The organism is Pseudomonas sp. P1_F1_2 (assembly GCF_056405815.1).
The window spans coordinates 1-16,356 of sequence record NZ_JBFUBK010000129.1 but is presented as its reverse complement, the minus strand read 5'-3'; the positions used below and the strand labels follow the sequence as shown (position 1 = coordinate 16,356).

General features: G+C 60.1%; 15 protein-coding genes. 3 read left to right on the top strand and 12 right to left on the bottom strand.

Going from position 1 to position 16,356, the window contains the following annotated elements; all coding sequences use genetic code 11:
• Nucleotides 1-119: 119 nt before the first annotated feature.
• From AC1D2P_RS27130 to AC1D2P_RS27110, 5 genes are all read right to left on the bottom strand, one after another.
• Nucleotides 120-449, bottom strand: coding sequence for a hypothetical protein (locus tag AC1D2P_RS27130; protein WP_046030600.1), 330 nt, complete (start codon nt 447-449; stop codon nt 120-122).
• Nucleotides 450-584: 135 nt separating this feature from the next.
• On the bottom strand, nt 585-2,126 hold the full coding sequence (locus AC1D2P_RS27125) for an ArnT family glycosyltransferase (RefSeq protein ID WP_477811685.1): 1,542 nt from the start codon (nt 2,124-2,126) through the stop codon (nt 585-587).
• Between the two features lie 3 nt (nt 2,127-2,129).
• The gene (locus AC1D2P_RS27120) at nt 2,130-2,408 is read right to left on the bottom strand and encodes a lipid-A-disaccharide synthase N-terminal domain-containing protein (protein ID WP_046030454.1); all 279 of its coding nucleotides are present in this window, start codon (nt 2,406-2,408) and stop codon (nt 2,130-2,132) included.
• Complete coding sequence (locus AC1D2P_RS27115; protein WP_109786726.1) at nt 2,405-3,145, bottom strand: glycosyltransferase family 2 protein; 741 nt, start codon at nt 3,143-3,145, stop codon at nt 2,405-2,407. Before AC1D2P_RS27115 ends, AC1D2P_RS27120 begins: the two co-directional genes overlap by 4 nt.
• A gap of 43 nt (nt 3,146-3,188) precedes the next feature.
• On the bottom strand, nt 3,189-4,166 hold the full coding sequence (locus AC1D2P_RS27110; protein ID WP_223525010.1) for an NAD-dependent epimerase: 978 nt from the start codon (nt 4,164-4,166) through the stop codon (nt 3,189-3,191).
• Between the two features lie 209 nt (nt 4,167-4,375).
• On the opposite strand from AC1D2P_RS27110, the gene AC1D2P_RS27105 reads away from it, so the two are divergent.
• Entirely contained in the window at nt 4,376-5,734 is a 1,359-nt protein-coding gene (locus AC1D2P_RS27105; protein WP_477757920.1) for a M15 family metallopeptidase, read from the top strand.
• A 125-nt stretch (nt 5,735-5,859) separates the two neighbouring features.
• Here AC1D2P_RS27105 and AC1D2P_RS27100 read toward each other — a convergent pair whose 3' ends face one another.
• The 7 genes from AC1D2P_RS27100 to speB all read right to left on the bottom strand — a co-directional run bounded on the left by AC1D2P_RS27100 (nt 5,860) and on the right by speB (nt 13,661).
• On the bottom strand, nt 5,860-6,090 hold the full coding sequence (locus tag AC1D2P_RS27100) for a type II toxin-antitoxin system RelE/ParE family toxin (protein WP_477757921.1): 231 nt from the start codon (nt 6,088-6,090) through the stop codon (nt 5,860-5,862).
• A gap of 98 nt (nt 6,091-6,188) precedes the next feature.
• On the bottom strand, nt 6,189-6,647 hold the full coding sequence (locus AC1D2P_RS27095) for a GNAT family N-acetyltransferase (protein ID WP_477757889.1): 459 nt from the start codon (nt 6,645-6,647) through the stop codon (nt 6,189-6,191).
• 22 nt (nt 6,648-6,669) lie between these two features.
• Nucleotides 6,670-7,323: a peroxiredoxin gene (locus AC1D2P_RS27090; protein ID WP_046030465.1), complete on the bottom strand. Its 654-nt coding sequence runs from the start codon at nt 7,321-7,323 to the stop codon at nt 6,670-6,672.
• Between the two features lie 218 nt (nt 7,324-7,541).
• Nucleotides 7,542-9,230: a choline dehydrogenase gene (betA, locus tag AC1D2P_RS27085; RefSeq protein WP_477757890.1), complete on the bottom strand. Its 1,689-nt coding sequence runs from the start codon at nt 9,228-9,230 to the stop codon at nt 7,542-7,544.
• Nucleotides 9,231-9,232: 2 nt separating this feature from the next.
• Nucleotides 9,233-10,801, bottom strand: coding sequence for a purine-cytosine permease family protein (locus AC1D2P_RS27080; RefSeq protein WP_477757891.1), 1,569 nt, complete (start codon nt 10,799-10,801; stop codon nt 9,233-9,235).
• 285 nt (nt 10,802-11,086) lie between these two features.
• Nucleotides 11,087-12,595 carry an aldehyde dehydrogenase family protein gene (locus AC1D2P_RS27075; protein WP_046030469.1) on the bottom strand — a complete coding sequence of 503 codons (1,509 nt, stop codon included), beginning with the start codon at nt 12,593-12,595 and terminating at the stop codon, nt 11,087-11,089.
• A 67-nt stretch (nt 12,596-12,662) separates the two neighbouring features.
• The gene (gene speB, locus AC1D2P_RS27070; RefSeq protein WP_477757892.1) at nt 12,663-13,661 is read right to left on the bottom strand and encodes an agmatinase; all 999 of its coding nucleotides are present in this window, start codon (nt 13,659-13,661) and stop codon (nt 12,663-12,665) included.
• A 151-nt stretch (nt 13,662-13,812) separates the two neighbouring features.
• Here speB and AC1D2P_RS27065 point away from each other — a divergent pair, with 151 nt between their 5' ends.
• Together AC1D2P_RS27065 and AC1D2P_RS27060 are read left to right on the top strand one after the other, a co-directional pair.
• Entirely contained in the window at nt 13,813-14,727 is a 915-nt protein-coding gene (locus tag AC1D2P_RS27065; RefSeq protein ID WP_046030472.1) for a LysR family transcriptional regulator, read from the top strand.
• Nucleotides 14,728-14,806: 79 nt separating this feature from the next.
• Nucleotides 14,807-16,315: a sigma-54-dependent transcriptional regulator gene (locus AC1D2P_RS27060; RefSeq protein WP_477811684.1), complete on the top strand. Its 1,509-nt coding sequence runs from the start codon at nt 14,807-14,809 to the stop codon at nt 16,313-16,315.
• Nucleotides 16,316-16,356 lie beyond the last annotated feature (41 nt).

Sequence of the window (16,356 nt, the reverse complement as noted above, 5' to 3'; positions counted from 1 at the left end):
GCTGCGAAGCAGTCGTGAAATCCTACGATGCTGTGTTTCAGGAACTCCGCGCGTACAGAATTTACGACTGCTACGCAGCCGAACGCAGGCTTCGCCAGCTGCTACATGCTCGGGCGTTGTTATTTACGCGCCAACTTAAACCGCACGCATTCTTCATAGAAACTCTGCCGCACAGCAGCAGGCGTGTAGCGCGAAGGGCTGTCGTAGGTTTGCTCGGTAATGCCCATCGCCATCATGCGCATCCACGATTTGTTGAATTTATAAACCTGAATCTTCTGGCGCGCGGCATACAGCGACACCCCGGACAGCTTGAGTTCCTGCGCTCTCGCCGCCGTTCCTGCACCCCAGTCGCACATATACCGGTCATTGGGCATCAATTCCCTGGCCTGGACAGCGCCGGCAGTGCTTGCCAGGGCAAACGAGATCATCGTGACAGCTACGTTGCGCACTTGCATTAGCCCTAACCACCTGAAAATAAAGTGATTTTGGCGATAGTTTTGCGCTTGCGGGGCCAGCAAATTGCCTTATTTGATCAAACAACAGTAAACGGGCTCAGGATCAGCCCTGAGCCCGATAACGCATCCTCAGCGCAGCGCCGCCCTCATCTCATTCACCCGCTCGTTCCAGGTGAAGTGATAGACGTTGGCAGGCGGCTYGGGATGACAGGTTCCGTTGTCCGCATCGGCGCCCACAATCGACCACTCCGCGCGCGAGGTCTCGCCCAGCTCACGGGCGGTCTGGGCATTGAAACACTTGCCCAGCTCCTCGTCGGGGACCAGGGCGAATGCCTTGGGGTGATCGCGCAACCATTGGGCCGCTTGCTCGACCGAGGAGCCGGCCATGCCGAAATGCACAATCGGTTGCCGGGCGTATAACCAGTGACCCTCACGCCAGTTGACCAACACCAGCTCCGCGCCACCGGTCATTGTCGCGGCCTGTTCCATGATCGCGTTATGCGGGTTGGCACCGTCCCTGACCGGTTCGATGAACCCTCGGGCGAACCACAGCGCAAACCAGATCACAGCCACCGCCTGGAACACCTGCCGACCGCGCGGGCGCTGGCTGAACCAGCGTTTGAGCAACCAGGGAATCAGCGGTGCCGCCACCAGCACCAGCCCGGGCAGCGCCGGGTAGATGTACAACTTGCGCTTGCCGCTGCTGATGCAAAAAAACAGCACCACCAGCATGACCCAGCCCAGCAGCACCAACACGCGACCATCATGCTTGCGCAACTGCCGACGCCACGCGGGCACCAGCCACGGCAACGCAAGCACCAGCGGCAGCCAATATTGCGGGATCACATAAACGAAGAAATACCAGAACGGTTCGCGATGGTCCCAGGCCGCGGCATATCGCCCTGCGGTCTGACGCAGCAGTATTTCCTTGGCATAGGCGATTTCATCAGCGCCACCGTTGAGCACGATGGACAACGCCAGGGGCAGCAACCAGATCGCCGTGGCACCCAACATCACCGCCAACCCCAGCCACCACTTGCGCGCCTCGCCCGGCATCGCCACCACGCCGGACCAGTCTTTGCGCACGGCATAGGCATAAGGGATCAACATCAATGCCGGGACGAACCCGACCCCTTTGGTGATCACGCCCACGCCCATGGCGGCGCAGCCCAGGTAAAACCAGCGCCAGGCCGGCCCGAGCAACAGGTGCCGCGCCAGGCCGTACAGGCCGACCGAGGTGAACAGCACCAGAAAGCTGTCGATCTGACCGGTCTGCAGAATGCTGTAAGTCTGATACGTGGCCAGGTACAACAGCGCCGCGATCCGGCCAATACGCTGATTCCACAAACGGCGGCCCAGATCGTAGACCACCGCGGTAACAGTCACGCCCGACAACAGGCCCGGAATATACAGGGCAATGGCCGGTTTCCCGGTCAACCAACTGAAAAACGCCACGGTCCACATGAAAATCGGTGGCTTGTCGCCGTAAATCTCTGCCGCCCGGTGCGGAATGAGCCACGAACTGTTGTGCAACATCTCCAGAGCAACGCCCAGGAATCGTTCCTCGTCGACATTCTGCGGCTGACGCAGCCCCAATCCGGCGCCGATCAACAGCAGCGCCAGCAACATCAGGCCCAGGCATTCAACACCGGGCGATAGCGATCTACGCATGACTCATTCCTTCACCAGTTTGCTTTTGGCAATCAGCTGCAAATTGCGCAGATAAACAATCGAGCCAAACGCCTGACCGACAATGAACACCGGGTCCTGGCGGTAAATGGCGTAGGCCAGCAGCAATGCGCTGCCGATGATGCTCAAGTACCAGAACGCCACGGGAATCACGCTGCGTTTCTGGTATTCGCTGTACAACCATTGCAAGACAAAACGACCGGTGAAGGCGATCTGGCCAATGAAACCGACCGCCAGCCACAGGGTTTCGCGGGAGAAACTCATCCTTCGATCTCCAGTGCCTTGGTATTGAGGCGCGTGCGCTTGATCAGCCACCAGACACCGACCAGATCCAGAATGCCCACCAGCGCGCGGTCAAGGTTGCCGTACTTGGACACCCCGGCCGTACGGGGACGATGGTTGACCGGGTGGACGATCATTCGGCCGTTGTGACGCTGGATCAGCGCCGGCAGGAATCGATGCATATGGTCGAAGTACGGCAAGCGCAAAAACGCTGCGCGCTCGATCAGCTTCAGCCCGCAACCGGTGTCCGGCGTGGCGTCGTTGAGCATGCGCCGGCGCAGACCATTGGCGAAACGCGACGCCCAGCGTTTACTCGCGGTGTCGCGGCGGTTGACCCGGTGACCGGCCACCAGTTGAACGTCGACCGGACCATGACCGCCACGCACCAGTTGCAACATGCCGGGGATATCCGCCGGGTCGTTTTGACCGTCGCCATCGAGCGTCGCCAGCCACTGCCCGCGAGCCGCGAGCGCGGCATGGTAAAGCGAGGTGCTTTGGCCCAGCGAACGCTCATGACACAGAATGCGCAGCGTGCTCAGGCCGCCGTTTTTGATCTGTTGCAGTTCGTGCAAGGTGGCGTCGGTACTGCCATCGTCGACCACAATGATTTCGTACGCTTCATCCGCCAACGCGGCGCGCACTTCCTCAATCAAGGGCTTGAGGTTGTTGGATTCGTTCTTTGCCGGAATCAGTACCGATACAAAAATATCTTGGCTCACAGGGTTCGCCCGCCGCTATTGGTTGACATCAAGGGTGAACGCTTCATAGCTGATAGAAGTGGCGATACCACTTCACAAATTCCGCCACACCGGTTTCAACCGCTACTTGCGGGCGGAAATCGACCCAGTCCGCCAGCACCGACACATCGGCCCAGGTCTTGATCACATCGCCCGCCTGTAGCGGTAAGTAATTGCGCCGGGCCTTGATGCCCAGCACGTTTTCCAGACAGTCGACGAACGCCAGCAACGGCACGGGTTCGCCCCGGCCGATGTTGAAGATTCGGTTGGCGGCTTCACCGTCATCGCCCTGTACCGGCGGTTTTGTCCGCAGGCGCGCAATGCTTTCAACGATGTCATCGACATACGTGAAATCGCGGGCCATCTCGCCGTAGTTATAGATATCGATCGGCTCGTCATTGAGGATCGCCTTGGTGAACTTGAACAAGGCCATGTCCGGCCGGCCCCACGGCCCGTAAACGGTGAAAAAGCGCAGGCCGCTGGTACGAATTCCGTAGAGATGGCTATAGCTGTGCGCGAGCATCTCATTGGCGCGTTTGCTGGCGGCATACAGCGAAACCGGGTGATCGACGGCGTCTTCGACGCTGAACGGCATTTTGCTGTTAGTGCCGTACACCGAACTGCTCGACGCATAGATCAAATGCTCCGGGCGATGGTGCCGACAGGCTTCCAATACATTCAGAAAACCCACCAGGTTCGATTGCGCATAAATGTCCGGGTTGTCCAGCGAATAGCGAACACCCGCCTGCGCTGCCAAATGCACGACCTCGGTGAAAGCATGCTCTTTGAACAACGTCATCAAGGCCGGTTTATCGACAATATCGAGTCGCTGGAAACGAAAACCCCGCAAGGACTCCAACTCTTTGAGCCGTGCCCTTTTGAGCTCTACGCTGTAGTAGTCGTTGAGGTTGTCGATACCGATCACTTCAAGACCTTGCTGACACAAACGCTTAACAGTGTGATAACCAATAAAACCGGCAGCTCCGGTAACCAGAACAGTCATAGCACCTCATTATTTTTCGAGACCCGCTTCAACTTCATCCCCTGCACCATTGATAAGTCATTGAGGCCCGTGACATCGTTGACACGAAGCCACCGTTACCCTGCCTGTCCAATGGTGAAATCTTGTTACATATTTATTTAAATTGTATGAAGACGACAAGGGTGCGCAGTCGCGTTTTGACGGTACTGATAAGCCTTGTCATTTGCGGCATGGCCAGTGCCGAACAAAAGCCTGCGAACATGGTGTATTTGCGCACCATCGACCCGAGCATAGAACAGGATATGCGTTATGCCGGTGCTCACAACTTCACCGGGCACCGGCTCGACGGTTACGACGCTGCGGAATGCCTGTTGTCCGTGGACACCGCCAAGGCCCTCGCCCGGGTCCAGGCGGCCTTGCGCCTGCAGGGCTACGGTTTGAAGGTATTCGATTGCTATCGACCCAGCCGCGCCGTCGCCGACATGGGCCGCTTCGCGACAGAACCGGGCGACCCACGCAAGGCCGAGTTCTATCCACGGGTGGACAAACAGGACTTCTGGCGCCTGGGCTATGTGGCGCGGGTGTCGGGGCACTCCAGAGGCTCGACCGTGGACCTGACACTGACCGGTCCGAACGCCTTGCCCGCCGACCAATGGACGCCATTGGCCGCGCCCATCGATTGCAAGGCCCCCTATGAACAGCGCTGGCATGACGGCGCACTCGACATGGGCACCGGGTTCGATTGCTTCGATGAACGCGCGCACACTGCCAACCCTTCGATCAATGCCACCGCAAAAGAAAACCGTCAGCGCCTGAGCAGCGCCATGGAGAAAGAAGGGTTTAGCGGGTATTCGAAGGAATGGTGGCACTTCGCGTTCGGTGGCGAAGGCGCGCCAAAGGACGTGATGGACTTCCCGATTACACCCATCAGCACCCGCGACGCGATCGCTGCCAGTGGCCAGTTGATTGTGGTTACCAGCAAAAACTGGGATGACATCCAGGGCACCGCACAGCGCTATGAGCGCGACGGCACCTCCTTTCGAAAAGTTGGGGATGCGTTTCCAGTGATGGTGGGTAAAAACGGCATGGGTTGGGGCAAGGGACTTGCCAGCGTTGACGCCGGTGAAGGCCCGGTCAAACGCGAAGGCGACGGAAAGGCACCGGCCGGGGTCTTCAAACTCGGAACGGCATTCGGTTACGACACCACGGCCGACACCCAATTACCGTACCTCTCGCTGACACCGAGCACCGAATGCGTGGATGACGGCCAGTCCAGACGCTACAACGAACTGGTCGACAGCGCGGAGATTGCCAAGGACTGGAGCAGTTCTGAGCACATGCGCAACGAGCCAGGTTACCGCCAAGGCATTTTCATCGAGCACAACACCCCGGCCAATGCGGGCTCGGGCTCGTGCATTTTCTTCCATATCTGGCGCGGCCCGACCTCGCCGACGCTGGGCTGCACGGCCATGGATCAGGGAGATATTGCCGCGCTGCTCAAATGGCTGGACCCTCGCGAGTCACCGTTGCTGGTGCAAATGCCGCAGGCGCAATACGAGCGGTTTCAAGAGGGCTGGAATTTGCCGTGACGTTGGTGGCGCTTGGGTTGGATCAACTGGAAAGGTACTGTTACTAAAGCTCGCCAACCGCCAAAACAAAGGAGCTGAATAAGCGGAGCGTCGTGTACAGGCCCTGGAAACAGCCCAATCAAAAGTCAGGGATATTCCTGCCGGGCATGCAAAACGGTCACGATCTCAATTCGATCCGTCACTCTATAGACCACCAGATAAATGGGGTGCACAACAATTTCCCGTGTACCGGGCACACGGCCAAATCGATAAAGGTAGGGATGTTGAGGAAGTGCTGAGTTAGCAACTTCAATAGCTTGGTACAACTCACTAGCCGCTACAAGGTGACGGTCGCCAACCCTAAAACCCTGTGGGATATTTCTTCGATTATTTGAAAGCAGTCGCAGGTCTTACGGTGCCTGTTTTATGACGCACGGTTGCCGCCCCAGCCACTTTCGTAAGGCCCGGCTCCTTCTCAACCCTGCTTCAAATCAAGGCAATACGTGTAATACCCCCCGTCACGCACATACCCCAACGACTCATACAAACGCTGTGCACCAAGATTGTCGGTGGCCGTTTCCAGCACCATGCCCTTGGCACCGCTCAACACCGCAAATTCGCGAGCGGTGTTCATCAGCAACGTCCCGACCCCTCGCCCTCGGGCCTGGGGGCTGGTGAACAGGTCGCTGAGCAACCATGTGCGGTGGGCGTCGATGGAGGAAAAGGTGGGGTACAACTGCACAAAACCCAGCGCATCCCCCGTGGCGTCCTCGGCGAGGAACATCACCGATTCGTCCCGGGCGATGCGCTCGGCGATGAATTCGCGCGATTGCGTCAGGTTCGAGGGCTGGCCGTAAAAGCCTCGGTAGGCGTCGAAAAGGCGTGCCACCTTGTCGAGGTGGGTGGCGTCGACACGAAGGGCTTGTACGACCATGTTGAGGCTCCTCAGCGAGGCATTACTTGGGCTGCGCAACCGTGCGCAAGTAAGGCTTGATGGTTTTGAAGCCATCGGGGTATTTCTTGCGTGCGTCTTCATCGGACACCGACGTGGGGATGATCACGTCCTCCCCCGGACGCCAGTTCACCGGAGTGGCGACGGTGTGTTTGGCATTCAATTGCAGGGAATCCAGCAGACGCAGTACTTCATCGAAGTTTCGCCCGGCACTCATCGGGTAGATCAGCATGGCCTTGACCTTTTTGTCCGGGCCGATGATGAACACAGAGCGCACGGTGGCGTTGTCTACGGCGGTGCGGGCGCCGCCGCTGGCATTCGGATGGATCATGTCGTAGAGCTTCGCCACGACCAGGTTTTCGTCACCGATCATCGGGTAGTTGACGGCGTGCCCCTGGGTTTCTTCGATGTCTTTGGCCCAGCTTGCATGATTGCTGACCGGGTCGACGCTGAGTCCGACGATCTTGGTGTTGCGCTTGTCGAACTCCGGTTTTAGCCCTGCCATGTAGCCCAGCTCAGTGGTGCATACCGGGGTGAAGTCCTTGGGATGGGAAAACAGGATGGCCCATTTGTCGCCAATCCACTCGTGGAAGTTCAGCGTGCCTTCGGTGCTTTCGACGGTAAAGTCCGGTGCCTCGTCGCCAATGCGGATTGCCATGTTCGTTCTCCTTACTGTGGGGTCGTAGGGAAAACCGTCGGAATGGGGGACGTCTCCAACGGCATTCAGGATCGGTGTTGAACCTGCCAACGCGGATCAGTATAGGAGACGCTTCAAGACACGGCAGTGACCGTCGCACTGGATCAATAAGCCTTTGATTTCATAAGAGAAAAACCAATCAGGTCGCCCGACCGGCGACCTGATTCTTGTCGAACACATCAAACCCGGACGTTGCGTCCCGGCAGCGTCGACCGCTGGCTGTTTTCCCAATCTTGCACAAGGCCGACAGGCGCGTCGGAAGCCGGCAGCATGGTGCGTCCGCGCACCAGATCGCTGGCCCGCTCGGCGAGCATGATGGTCGGTGCATTGAGGTTACCGTTCGGTTCGGTCGGGAACACCGACGAGTCGATCACGCGCAACCCGGCGATGCCATGCACCCGCAGCTCGGAATCCACCACCGCCATGTCGTCCTCGCCCATGCGGCACGAGCCGCAGGGGTGGTAGGTGCTTTCGAGGTTTTCACGCACGAAGGCATCCAGGTCTTCATCGCTGGTCACCTGTGCGCCCGGTGCGATTTCGCCATCGCGGAAACGGTCCATCGCTTTCTGGCCGATAATCTCCCGGGTCAGCCGGATGCAGCGGCGGAAGCCCTCGCGATCCTCTTCCCGTTGCAGGTAGTTGAACTGAATCTGCGGATGCTCATACGGGTCAGCCGAAACCGCGCGCACATATCCGCGGCTCTTGGGTTTGTTCGGCCCGGTGAGCACCATGAAGCCATGGCCCTTGATCGGTTTGTTGCCGTCATAACGCATGGCGGCAGGCAGGAAGTGGAACTGAATGTCCGGCCAGCGCAACCCCTTGTCCGAGCGAATGAACCCACCCGCCTCGAAATGGTTGGTGGCGCCGAGCCCGTCCTTGAACAGCAGCCAGCGCAGACCGATCATCAGTTTGCTCAGCGGATCCATTTTGCTGTTAAGGGTCACCGGTTCCTTGCAGCCGAACTGGATGTACACCTCGGCGTGATCCTGCAGGTTCTCACCTACCCCAGGCAGGTCATGGCGCACGCCGATCCCGGCTTTGCGCAGGACCTCGGCCGGGCCGATTCCGGAACGTTGCAGCAGGTGCGGCGAACCGATGGGGCCGGACGCGATCAGCACTTCGCGGTTGCAAAAAACCTTATGAGTCTGGCCTTGGTGGTCATACATCACGCCAACGGCGCGCTTGCCTTCAAGGAGGATCTGACGGGTCATCGCGTGGGTGATCACGGTCAGGTTCGGACGGCCCATCGCCGGGCGCAAATAGGCGTTGGCGGTAGAGCAGCGCACGCCGTTTTTCACGGTCATGTGCATGGCGCCAAACCCTTCCTGCATGTAGCCGTTGCAGTCGTCGGTCTTGATGTAACCCGCTTCCGCGCCGGCTTCGACCCACGCCCCGTACAGCGGGTTTTTCATGTGGTTGCCGTTGGTGGTGTGCAACGGCCCGGTTTGCCCACGGTAGCTGTCGCCACCCTCCTCGTAATGTTCTGCCCGTTTGAAGTACGGCAGGCAATTGCGGTAGCCCCAGCCCTGTGCGCCGAGCGATTCCCACTCGTCAAAGTCATAGGCGTGGCCACGGATATAGACCAGGCCGTTGATCGAAGAGGAGCCGCCCAACACCTTGCCGCGCGGGCAGTGAATGCGCCGGCCGTTGAGGAACGGCTCCGGCTCGGTTTCGTAGCGCCAGTTGTATTTCTTGGTGTTCATCGGAATCGAAAACGCGCTGGGCATCTGGATCACCACACTGCGATCACTACCACCGAATTCCAGGACCAGAACCGAGGTGTCCGGGTCTTCGCTCAAGCGGTTGGCCAACACACAACCCGCCGAGCCTGCGCCAATGATGATGTAGTCGTAATTTTGCGTAGCCATGGTTATCTCCCGGCTGTCGATTCGTTGAATACCGGCGTCGAACGTTGGGTCAGCGAATCGCCAGTGGTGTATTGAGGAGAGGTTTTCTCGATGTGCTGGATAACGGCTTCTTCACGCTTGAGGTCGATCGAGCGGCTGAACCAGTAGTAAACCAGGCCCGATACGATCAGCCCGACCAGCCAGGCGATGTCGATGCTGCCCAGCGCCTTGGCGAGCGGGCCGACATAGACCTCACGCTGCTCAACGCCGTCGTAGATGTAGAAGAACGGGATCATCGAGATAAAACCGATGGCATACGCGGCGATGCCACGCAGGCCCCAGCTGCCGTAGATATTGCCGTGGGGCATGAAGAAGTGCGGGATGGCATAGCGGCCTTTGCGCACGAAGAAATAGTCGGTGAGGTTGACCGAGGTCCAGGGCACCAGGAAGTACAGCATCACCACCAGGTAGATCCCCAGCACCGACAAGCCTTTGCCCGAACTCTGGATGCTCAGGGCCACGCCCAGTTGCAGCAGGATCACAAAACCGATCGCCAGGATCCGCGCCTTGCGCGTCGGCTCGATGTGCTTGATGGAGTCGACGCAGGTCAGCGTGGTCAGTTTCGCGCTGTAGATGTTCATCGCAATCACCGGCAGGAACGCCAGAATCGTGATCACCACCACCGCCGTACCGATCAGCGGTGAAACGGTGTTGCCGACTTGTCCAAGCGCCACCAGCACATCGGTGGAGTGCAGGTGATCGGCCAGCCAGCCACCGACGGAAATCATCCACGCACCGGACAACGACGCGCCCAGGAACACCACCGCAATCAGCTTGCCGCTGGAGGTGTTTTTCGGCAGGTAACGCGAATAGTCGGAGACGTAAGGCGCGTAGGCGATGTTGTAACTGGCCGCCGCCGCGAACTGGGCGATGAAACCGGTCCAGTTGAAGCCCAACGGAGCAGGCGCCACCTCACCGGCGGCGAGCACTGGCATCGCCGCATCAGGCACCCAACCCATCATCACCGCCAGCGTGACCAGCCCGTACAGCGGAATCGTCAAGTACAACGCCCATTTGAAACTGCGGTGCATCCAGTCATGACCGAGGATGGCCAGGACCGCCGCCGGTATCGTCACCGCCACCGCGATCACGGCGGGGTTGAAACCGAAAAGCGTGTGCAGGCCCTGCATCATCAACACCAGGTTGACGATGTTGAACCCGGCAAATACAAACAGCGTCGCCAGCAGGACCAGAATCACACCGCGATAGCCGAACTGCGCGCGCGACTGGATCATTTGTGGCAGGCCCAGGTGCGGACCTTGCGAACCGTGAAACGCCATGAACAGCGTGCCGAACATGATGCCCAGCGTGCCGGCGAGTGTCGTCCAGAGCGCGGTCAGGCCGACGCTTGGGCCCACGAAGCCGATGGTCATGGTGAAGAAGGTGAAGTTGCCGAGGAACCAGAACGGGCCTTGACTGGACAGTTTGTCGGTGCGTTCGTGTTCCGGGATGAAGTCGATCGAATGGCTTTCGACGATCGGTTTATCATCGAGAAGCGACACGCTAGGAGCGGCTTTGGCGTCAGTGTTCATGATGGACTCTTATTGTTGGAAGATCATGACGGAATAACTGCATTCTTTCGGGTGAACGACGCCCGGGCGCATCCTTGCCGTTCCCTGTTGTTGAAGATGCCGCGAACCGTGTAGCAGCTGCCGAAGGCGGCGTCCGGCGGCGCAGCCGTCGTAAACCCGATGACCAAGGCTTACCAGACACACCACCCTCACTGGTTTTACGACGGCTGCGCCGCCGGACGCAGGCTTCGCCAGCTGCTACGGATTGCGTTGCGGCTGAACCGACAGAAAGACGTCAGCCGTGACTCAGGGCAGCGTGATCCAGACGGCCTTGGTTTCGAGCAGGTAATCGAGCTGCTCGGCGCCCAGGTCCTTGCCGAATCCGGACTGCTTGTAGCCACCGAACGGCATCGACGGGTCGAGGGTGCCGTGGGCATTGACGTAGACCGAACCGGCCTTCAGCCGTGGAATCAGGCTGTGCACCTTGCCCAGGTCATTGGAATAGAGTGCTGCGGCCAGGCCGTACACCGAGTCATTGGCCAAGGCCAGCGCCTCTTCCTCATCGTCGAACGGTGCGGTGACCAGCACCGGGCCAAAGATCTCTTCCTGGACAATGCGCATGTCGTTGCGGCAATGGGCGAAGATGGTCGGCTCGACGAAGAAGCCCGGGCCATCGACGGGCTGGCCGCCGTAGACCAGTTCGGCGCCTTCCTGCTTGCCGGTTTCGATGTACTCGGTCACGCGTTGCTTTTGCAGCGCCGACACCAGCGGACCGATGAAGCAGTCAGGGTCCAGGCCCGGTGCGATTTTCAACGTGCGGGTATAGGCGATCAGTTCACGCAGGAATTCGTCGTAGACACTGCTATGAATATAGGCCCGTGTACCGGCGTCGCATACCTGCCCGGAGTTGAAAAACACGCCGTTGGCGACCGCTTGAGCGGCGGCCGGGATGTCGGCGTCGGCGCAGACGATGACCGGCGATTTACCACCGAGTTCGAGCGTCAGGCGCTTCATGTCTTCCAGCGCTGCGCGGCCGACAGTCTGGCCGACCGGGGTCGAGCCGGTGAAGGTCAGTTTGTCGATGCCAGGGTGCGTGGCCATGGCGGCGCCGACCACGCTGCCGCGCCCGGACACGATGTTGATGACGCCATCCGGGATGCCGGCTTCCTGCACCAGTTCGGCAAAACGCAGGGCCGACAGCGAGGTCAGCTCGGCGGGTTTGACCACCACGGTGCAACCGGTCGCCAGGGCGGCGCCGAGCTTCCAGGCCATGGTTTGCAACGGGAAGTTCCATGGCACGATAGCGCCGACCACACCCACCGGTTCTTTGCGCGTATAGGCCAGGTAATTGCCCGGCAGCGAGGGCTCGACGGTGCGCCCGTGAAGCTTGGTCGCCCAACCGGCGAAATAACGCAGGGTGTCGACTGTGCCCTGGATATCGACGTCTTTGGCAAACGCTACGGACTTGCCCATGTCGATCGATTCGATTTGCGCCAGCTCCTCGGCGTTCTGTTCAATCAGGTCAGCCAGGCGCTGGATCAGCCGTTCGCGTTCGGCCGGTTTGGCCTGGCGCCAGGCGCCGCCGTCAAACTGCGCGCGAGCCGCTTGCACGGCGCGGTCCAGGTCATCGGTGGTGCCCATCGGAATGCGCGTGATCAGGCCTTCGGTCGACGGCTCGATGACATCGGACGTCTGCCCGTCGCTGGCCTCGACAAAAGCACCGCCGATGAACATTTTCTGCACCTTGCTGAGGAAGGTCTGGGTCGCTTCGGAGACGCCGAATTTCTGCAGGTACTGCTTAACGATCGTGTCCATTTTTATTCTCTCTGCCCGGCAGTCAGGTCCTGCCGGGTCACTGTGGTTCGAGGATCGATCCGTGCCGTCAGGCCGGAGTGGCTTCGCCTTCGGCCGCACGCACCTTGGCCCGCTCGTGGAAGATGAAACCGATGCTGTTGAGCAGCAGTTGCGCGGCGAGAATCGAAGTCATGCCGGTTGGGTCATACACCGGTGCAACCTCCACCAGGTCCATGCCGACGATGTTGCCCTTGCTGCGCTTGGCCAGGGCCTGAATGATTTCCAGCACTTCGTAGTAGAGGAAGCCGCCGTGACTTGGCGTGCCAGTGCCCGGGGCGATGGAAGGGTCAAAACCGTCGATATCGATGGTGATGTAGTAATTGATGTTCTGCGGGATCAACGCCAGCACACCCTCGACGCCGAGGCGACGTACATCACGTACCGAGAGAATCTTCGAACCCGCCTCGTGGGCCGCTTCGTAGTCATCGCGGTTGGAGGACGACACGTTGCGGATGCCCATCTGGGTCATGCCGACGATGTGGTTCATTTCCGAGGCGCGGCGCAGCGGGTTGCCGTGGCCGTAGCGCACACCGTGGCGTTCATCGACGAAGTCCAGGTGCGCATCGAAGTGGATGATGTGGATCGGGCCACGGCCCTCGAACGCCTTGATCACCGGCGCGTGCACCGAGTGATCGCCGCCGAGCACCACCGGCATGACACCGGCATCGAGAATCTTGCGCACGGCGTATTCGGTGTTCTTGTTACTGGTGACCATGTCGGTGTGCACGATATCGGCGTCGCCGACATCGACCATGCGCACGTCGGCGGCGGTCAGGTACATCACGTCGTCTTCGTGGTCATAGGCGCCGGCATGGCCGAAGGAAAACAGCGTCGATGCTTCGCGAATCCCGCGTGGTCCGAAGCGTGCGCCGGAGCGCCATTGGGTGCCCATGTCGTTGGGAACGCCAAGCACCGCGACGTCGGCATCCAGCGCGTCCCAATCGGTGCACACCGGGGATTTGCCAAAGGTGCAATGACCCACGAATGGCAGGTTCAGACGACCGGATTCATAACCGTTGTTCGACATTTCAAGCCTCTCCACTTTTTGTTATCGGCTGGGCGGACTGCAAGGCGACCGCCGTTGGAATGACTATGGGCGCAGGTTTTCGTGGAAAAAATGCTAAACATCAGATACTCATATCGGCATTACCGATGCATCCACACGCGGGAGATCCAACGTGATTCAACTGCACGATGTCGATCTGAAATTACTCAGGGTGTTTGCCACGATTGTCAGGTGCGGCGGCTTTTCCGCAGCGCAAGCGGCGTTGAACGCCGGCCAGTCAACCATCAGCGAACAGATGACTCATCTGGAGACCCGACTGGGGGTCAAACTCTGTCAGCGCGGGCGCAGCGGCTTTCGCTTGACCGAGCAAGGCGTGGCCATTCATGAAGCCACCCAGCGCCTGCTGTCGGCGGTGGAAAATTTCTGCATGGACGCCGACGTGCTCAAGCAGCACATCAGCGGCAAACTCAACCTGGGGATCATCGACACCACCATCACCGACCCCGATTCGCCGCTGCCGCGCACCACTCAGCGCTTTGTGTCCCGGGGGCACGACGTGCACCTCAACGTGTACGTGGGCACCCCCGCCGAACTCGAAGAACGCGTACTCGACGGCCGGTTGCACCTGGCCATCGGGCACTTCCCGATCCACGTTCCAGGCCTGCTGCACACACCGCTGTATCAGGAAGCGTTGGGGTTGTATTGCGGGCGGCGGCATCCGCTGTATGGCAGTAAGGCCGAAGGTGATGAACTGCTCGAAGAAATCGCCGCGAGCCGGATTGTCGTGCGCGGCTACATGCAGCAATACGACCTTGAACACCTGGGCGTCAGCAAAGCCGCGGCCACCGTCGACAACATCGAGGCGCTCGCCATTTTGCTGATCTCCGGGGCCTATCTGGGGTTTCTTCCGGCGCACTTCGCCAGCCAGTGGATCAAGACCGGGGAGATGCATCAACTGGCGCCGAACAGCTTGCAATTGATGTCGCCGTTCGACGTGATTACCCGACGCGGCACCGCGCCGCCGCCGATCCTCCAGGCGTTCCTCGAAGACCTGGCCGCGTGCTCGCGTAAAACCGGCAATGGCTGATCTGCGCTCGCCACAGGTCAACACTGCCCGGCATACTCATTGACGCCACCACCCCGTTCGCCACCCTTGCAGGCCCGTTATGCGCATCCACGTCACCTTCATCGACCGCGTCGGCATCACCCAGGAAGTACTGGCCCTGCTCGGTGGGCGCCGGTTCAATCTGGACGCCGTCGAGATGGTGCCACCGAACGTTTACATCGATGCACCGACCCTCGGCGTCGATGTTCTGGAAGAGCTGCGCGAGGCGTTTCTCGGCGTACAAGGTGTGCAAGCGGTGACGATGGTCGACATCCTTCCGGGGCAACGCCGAAGCTTGCAACTCGATGCCTTGCTGGCGGCCAGCACCGATGCGGTATTGGCGGTGGATGACCGCGGTTTTGTATTGCTGGCCAACCCGGCGCTGATCGCTTTGTGTGGTCGCGAACCGGCCGGTGAATCGCTGACCGCGTTGTTCGATGATCCGTCGCTGCAACAGACGCTGATCGAACACCACTTCCGCCTGCCCATGCACGAGGTCAGCCTGGGCGGCCAGACGTTGCTGCTGGACGCCATGCCGATCACCGATGCCGGCGCCCTGCTGACGCTGTATCACCCGAACCGCATCGGCGAACGCCTGTCGGCGCTGCACCATGACCATGCCGAAGGGTTCGATGCGCTGCTGGGCGAATCCCCGGCGATTCGCACGCTCAAGGCCCGTGCCCAACGCGTGGCCACGCTCGACGCGCCGCTGTTGATCCAGGGGGAAACCGGCACCGGCAAAGAGCTGGTGGCCCGCGCTTGCCATGCGATCAGCACGCGGCGCGATTCACCGTTTTTGGCGTTGAACTGCGCAGCCCTCCCGGAAAGTCTCGCCGAAAGCGAACTGTTCGGCTACGCCGCCGGGGCCTTCACCGGCGCCCAGCGTGGCGGCAAACTCGGCCTGCTGGAACTGGCAGACCAAGGCACAGTGTTCCTCGACGAAGTCGGTGAAATGTCGCCCTACCTGCAAGCCAAGTTGCTGCGCTTTTTAAGCGATGGCTGCTTCCGTCGGGTCGGTGGCGATCGCGAGGTCAAGGTCAACGTTCGGGTGCTGAGCGCCACCCACCGCGACCTGGAAAAAATGGTCGCTGAAGGTCACTTTCGAGAGGACCTGTTCTACCGTCTCAATGTCCTCAACCTGCAAGTGCCGCCGCTGCGTGAGCGCGGCCACGACATCCTGTTGATGGCCAACCACTTCATGCAGCAGGCCTGCGCACAGATCCAGCGTCCGGTGTGCCGTTTGGCCCCAAGCACCTTTCCTGCCCTGCTCGGCAACCGCTGGCCGGGCAACGTTCGGCAGCTGCAAAACGTGATTTTCCGGGCGGCGGCGATTTGCGAAAACCCGCTGGTGGACATCGACGATCTGGACATTGCCAGAACCGCTGTAGAGCGGCAAAACGACGGTGAAGTGGGCAGCCTCGAAGCTGCCGTCGAAGGCTTTGAAAAGCACCTGCTGGAACAGCTTTACCGCAGTTATCCCTCCAGCCGCTTGCTGGCGGCGCGGCTGCAAACGTCGCACAGCGCCATCRCCATTCGCCTGCGCAAGTACGGCATTCCCACCAAGCCCTGAGCCCTGCCCCAAACAACACAAGGACCCTGTGGGAGCGGGCT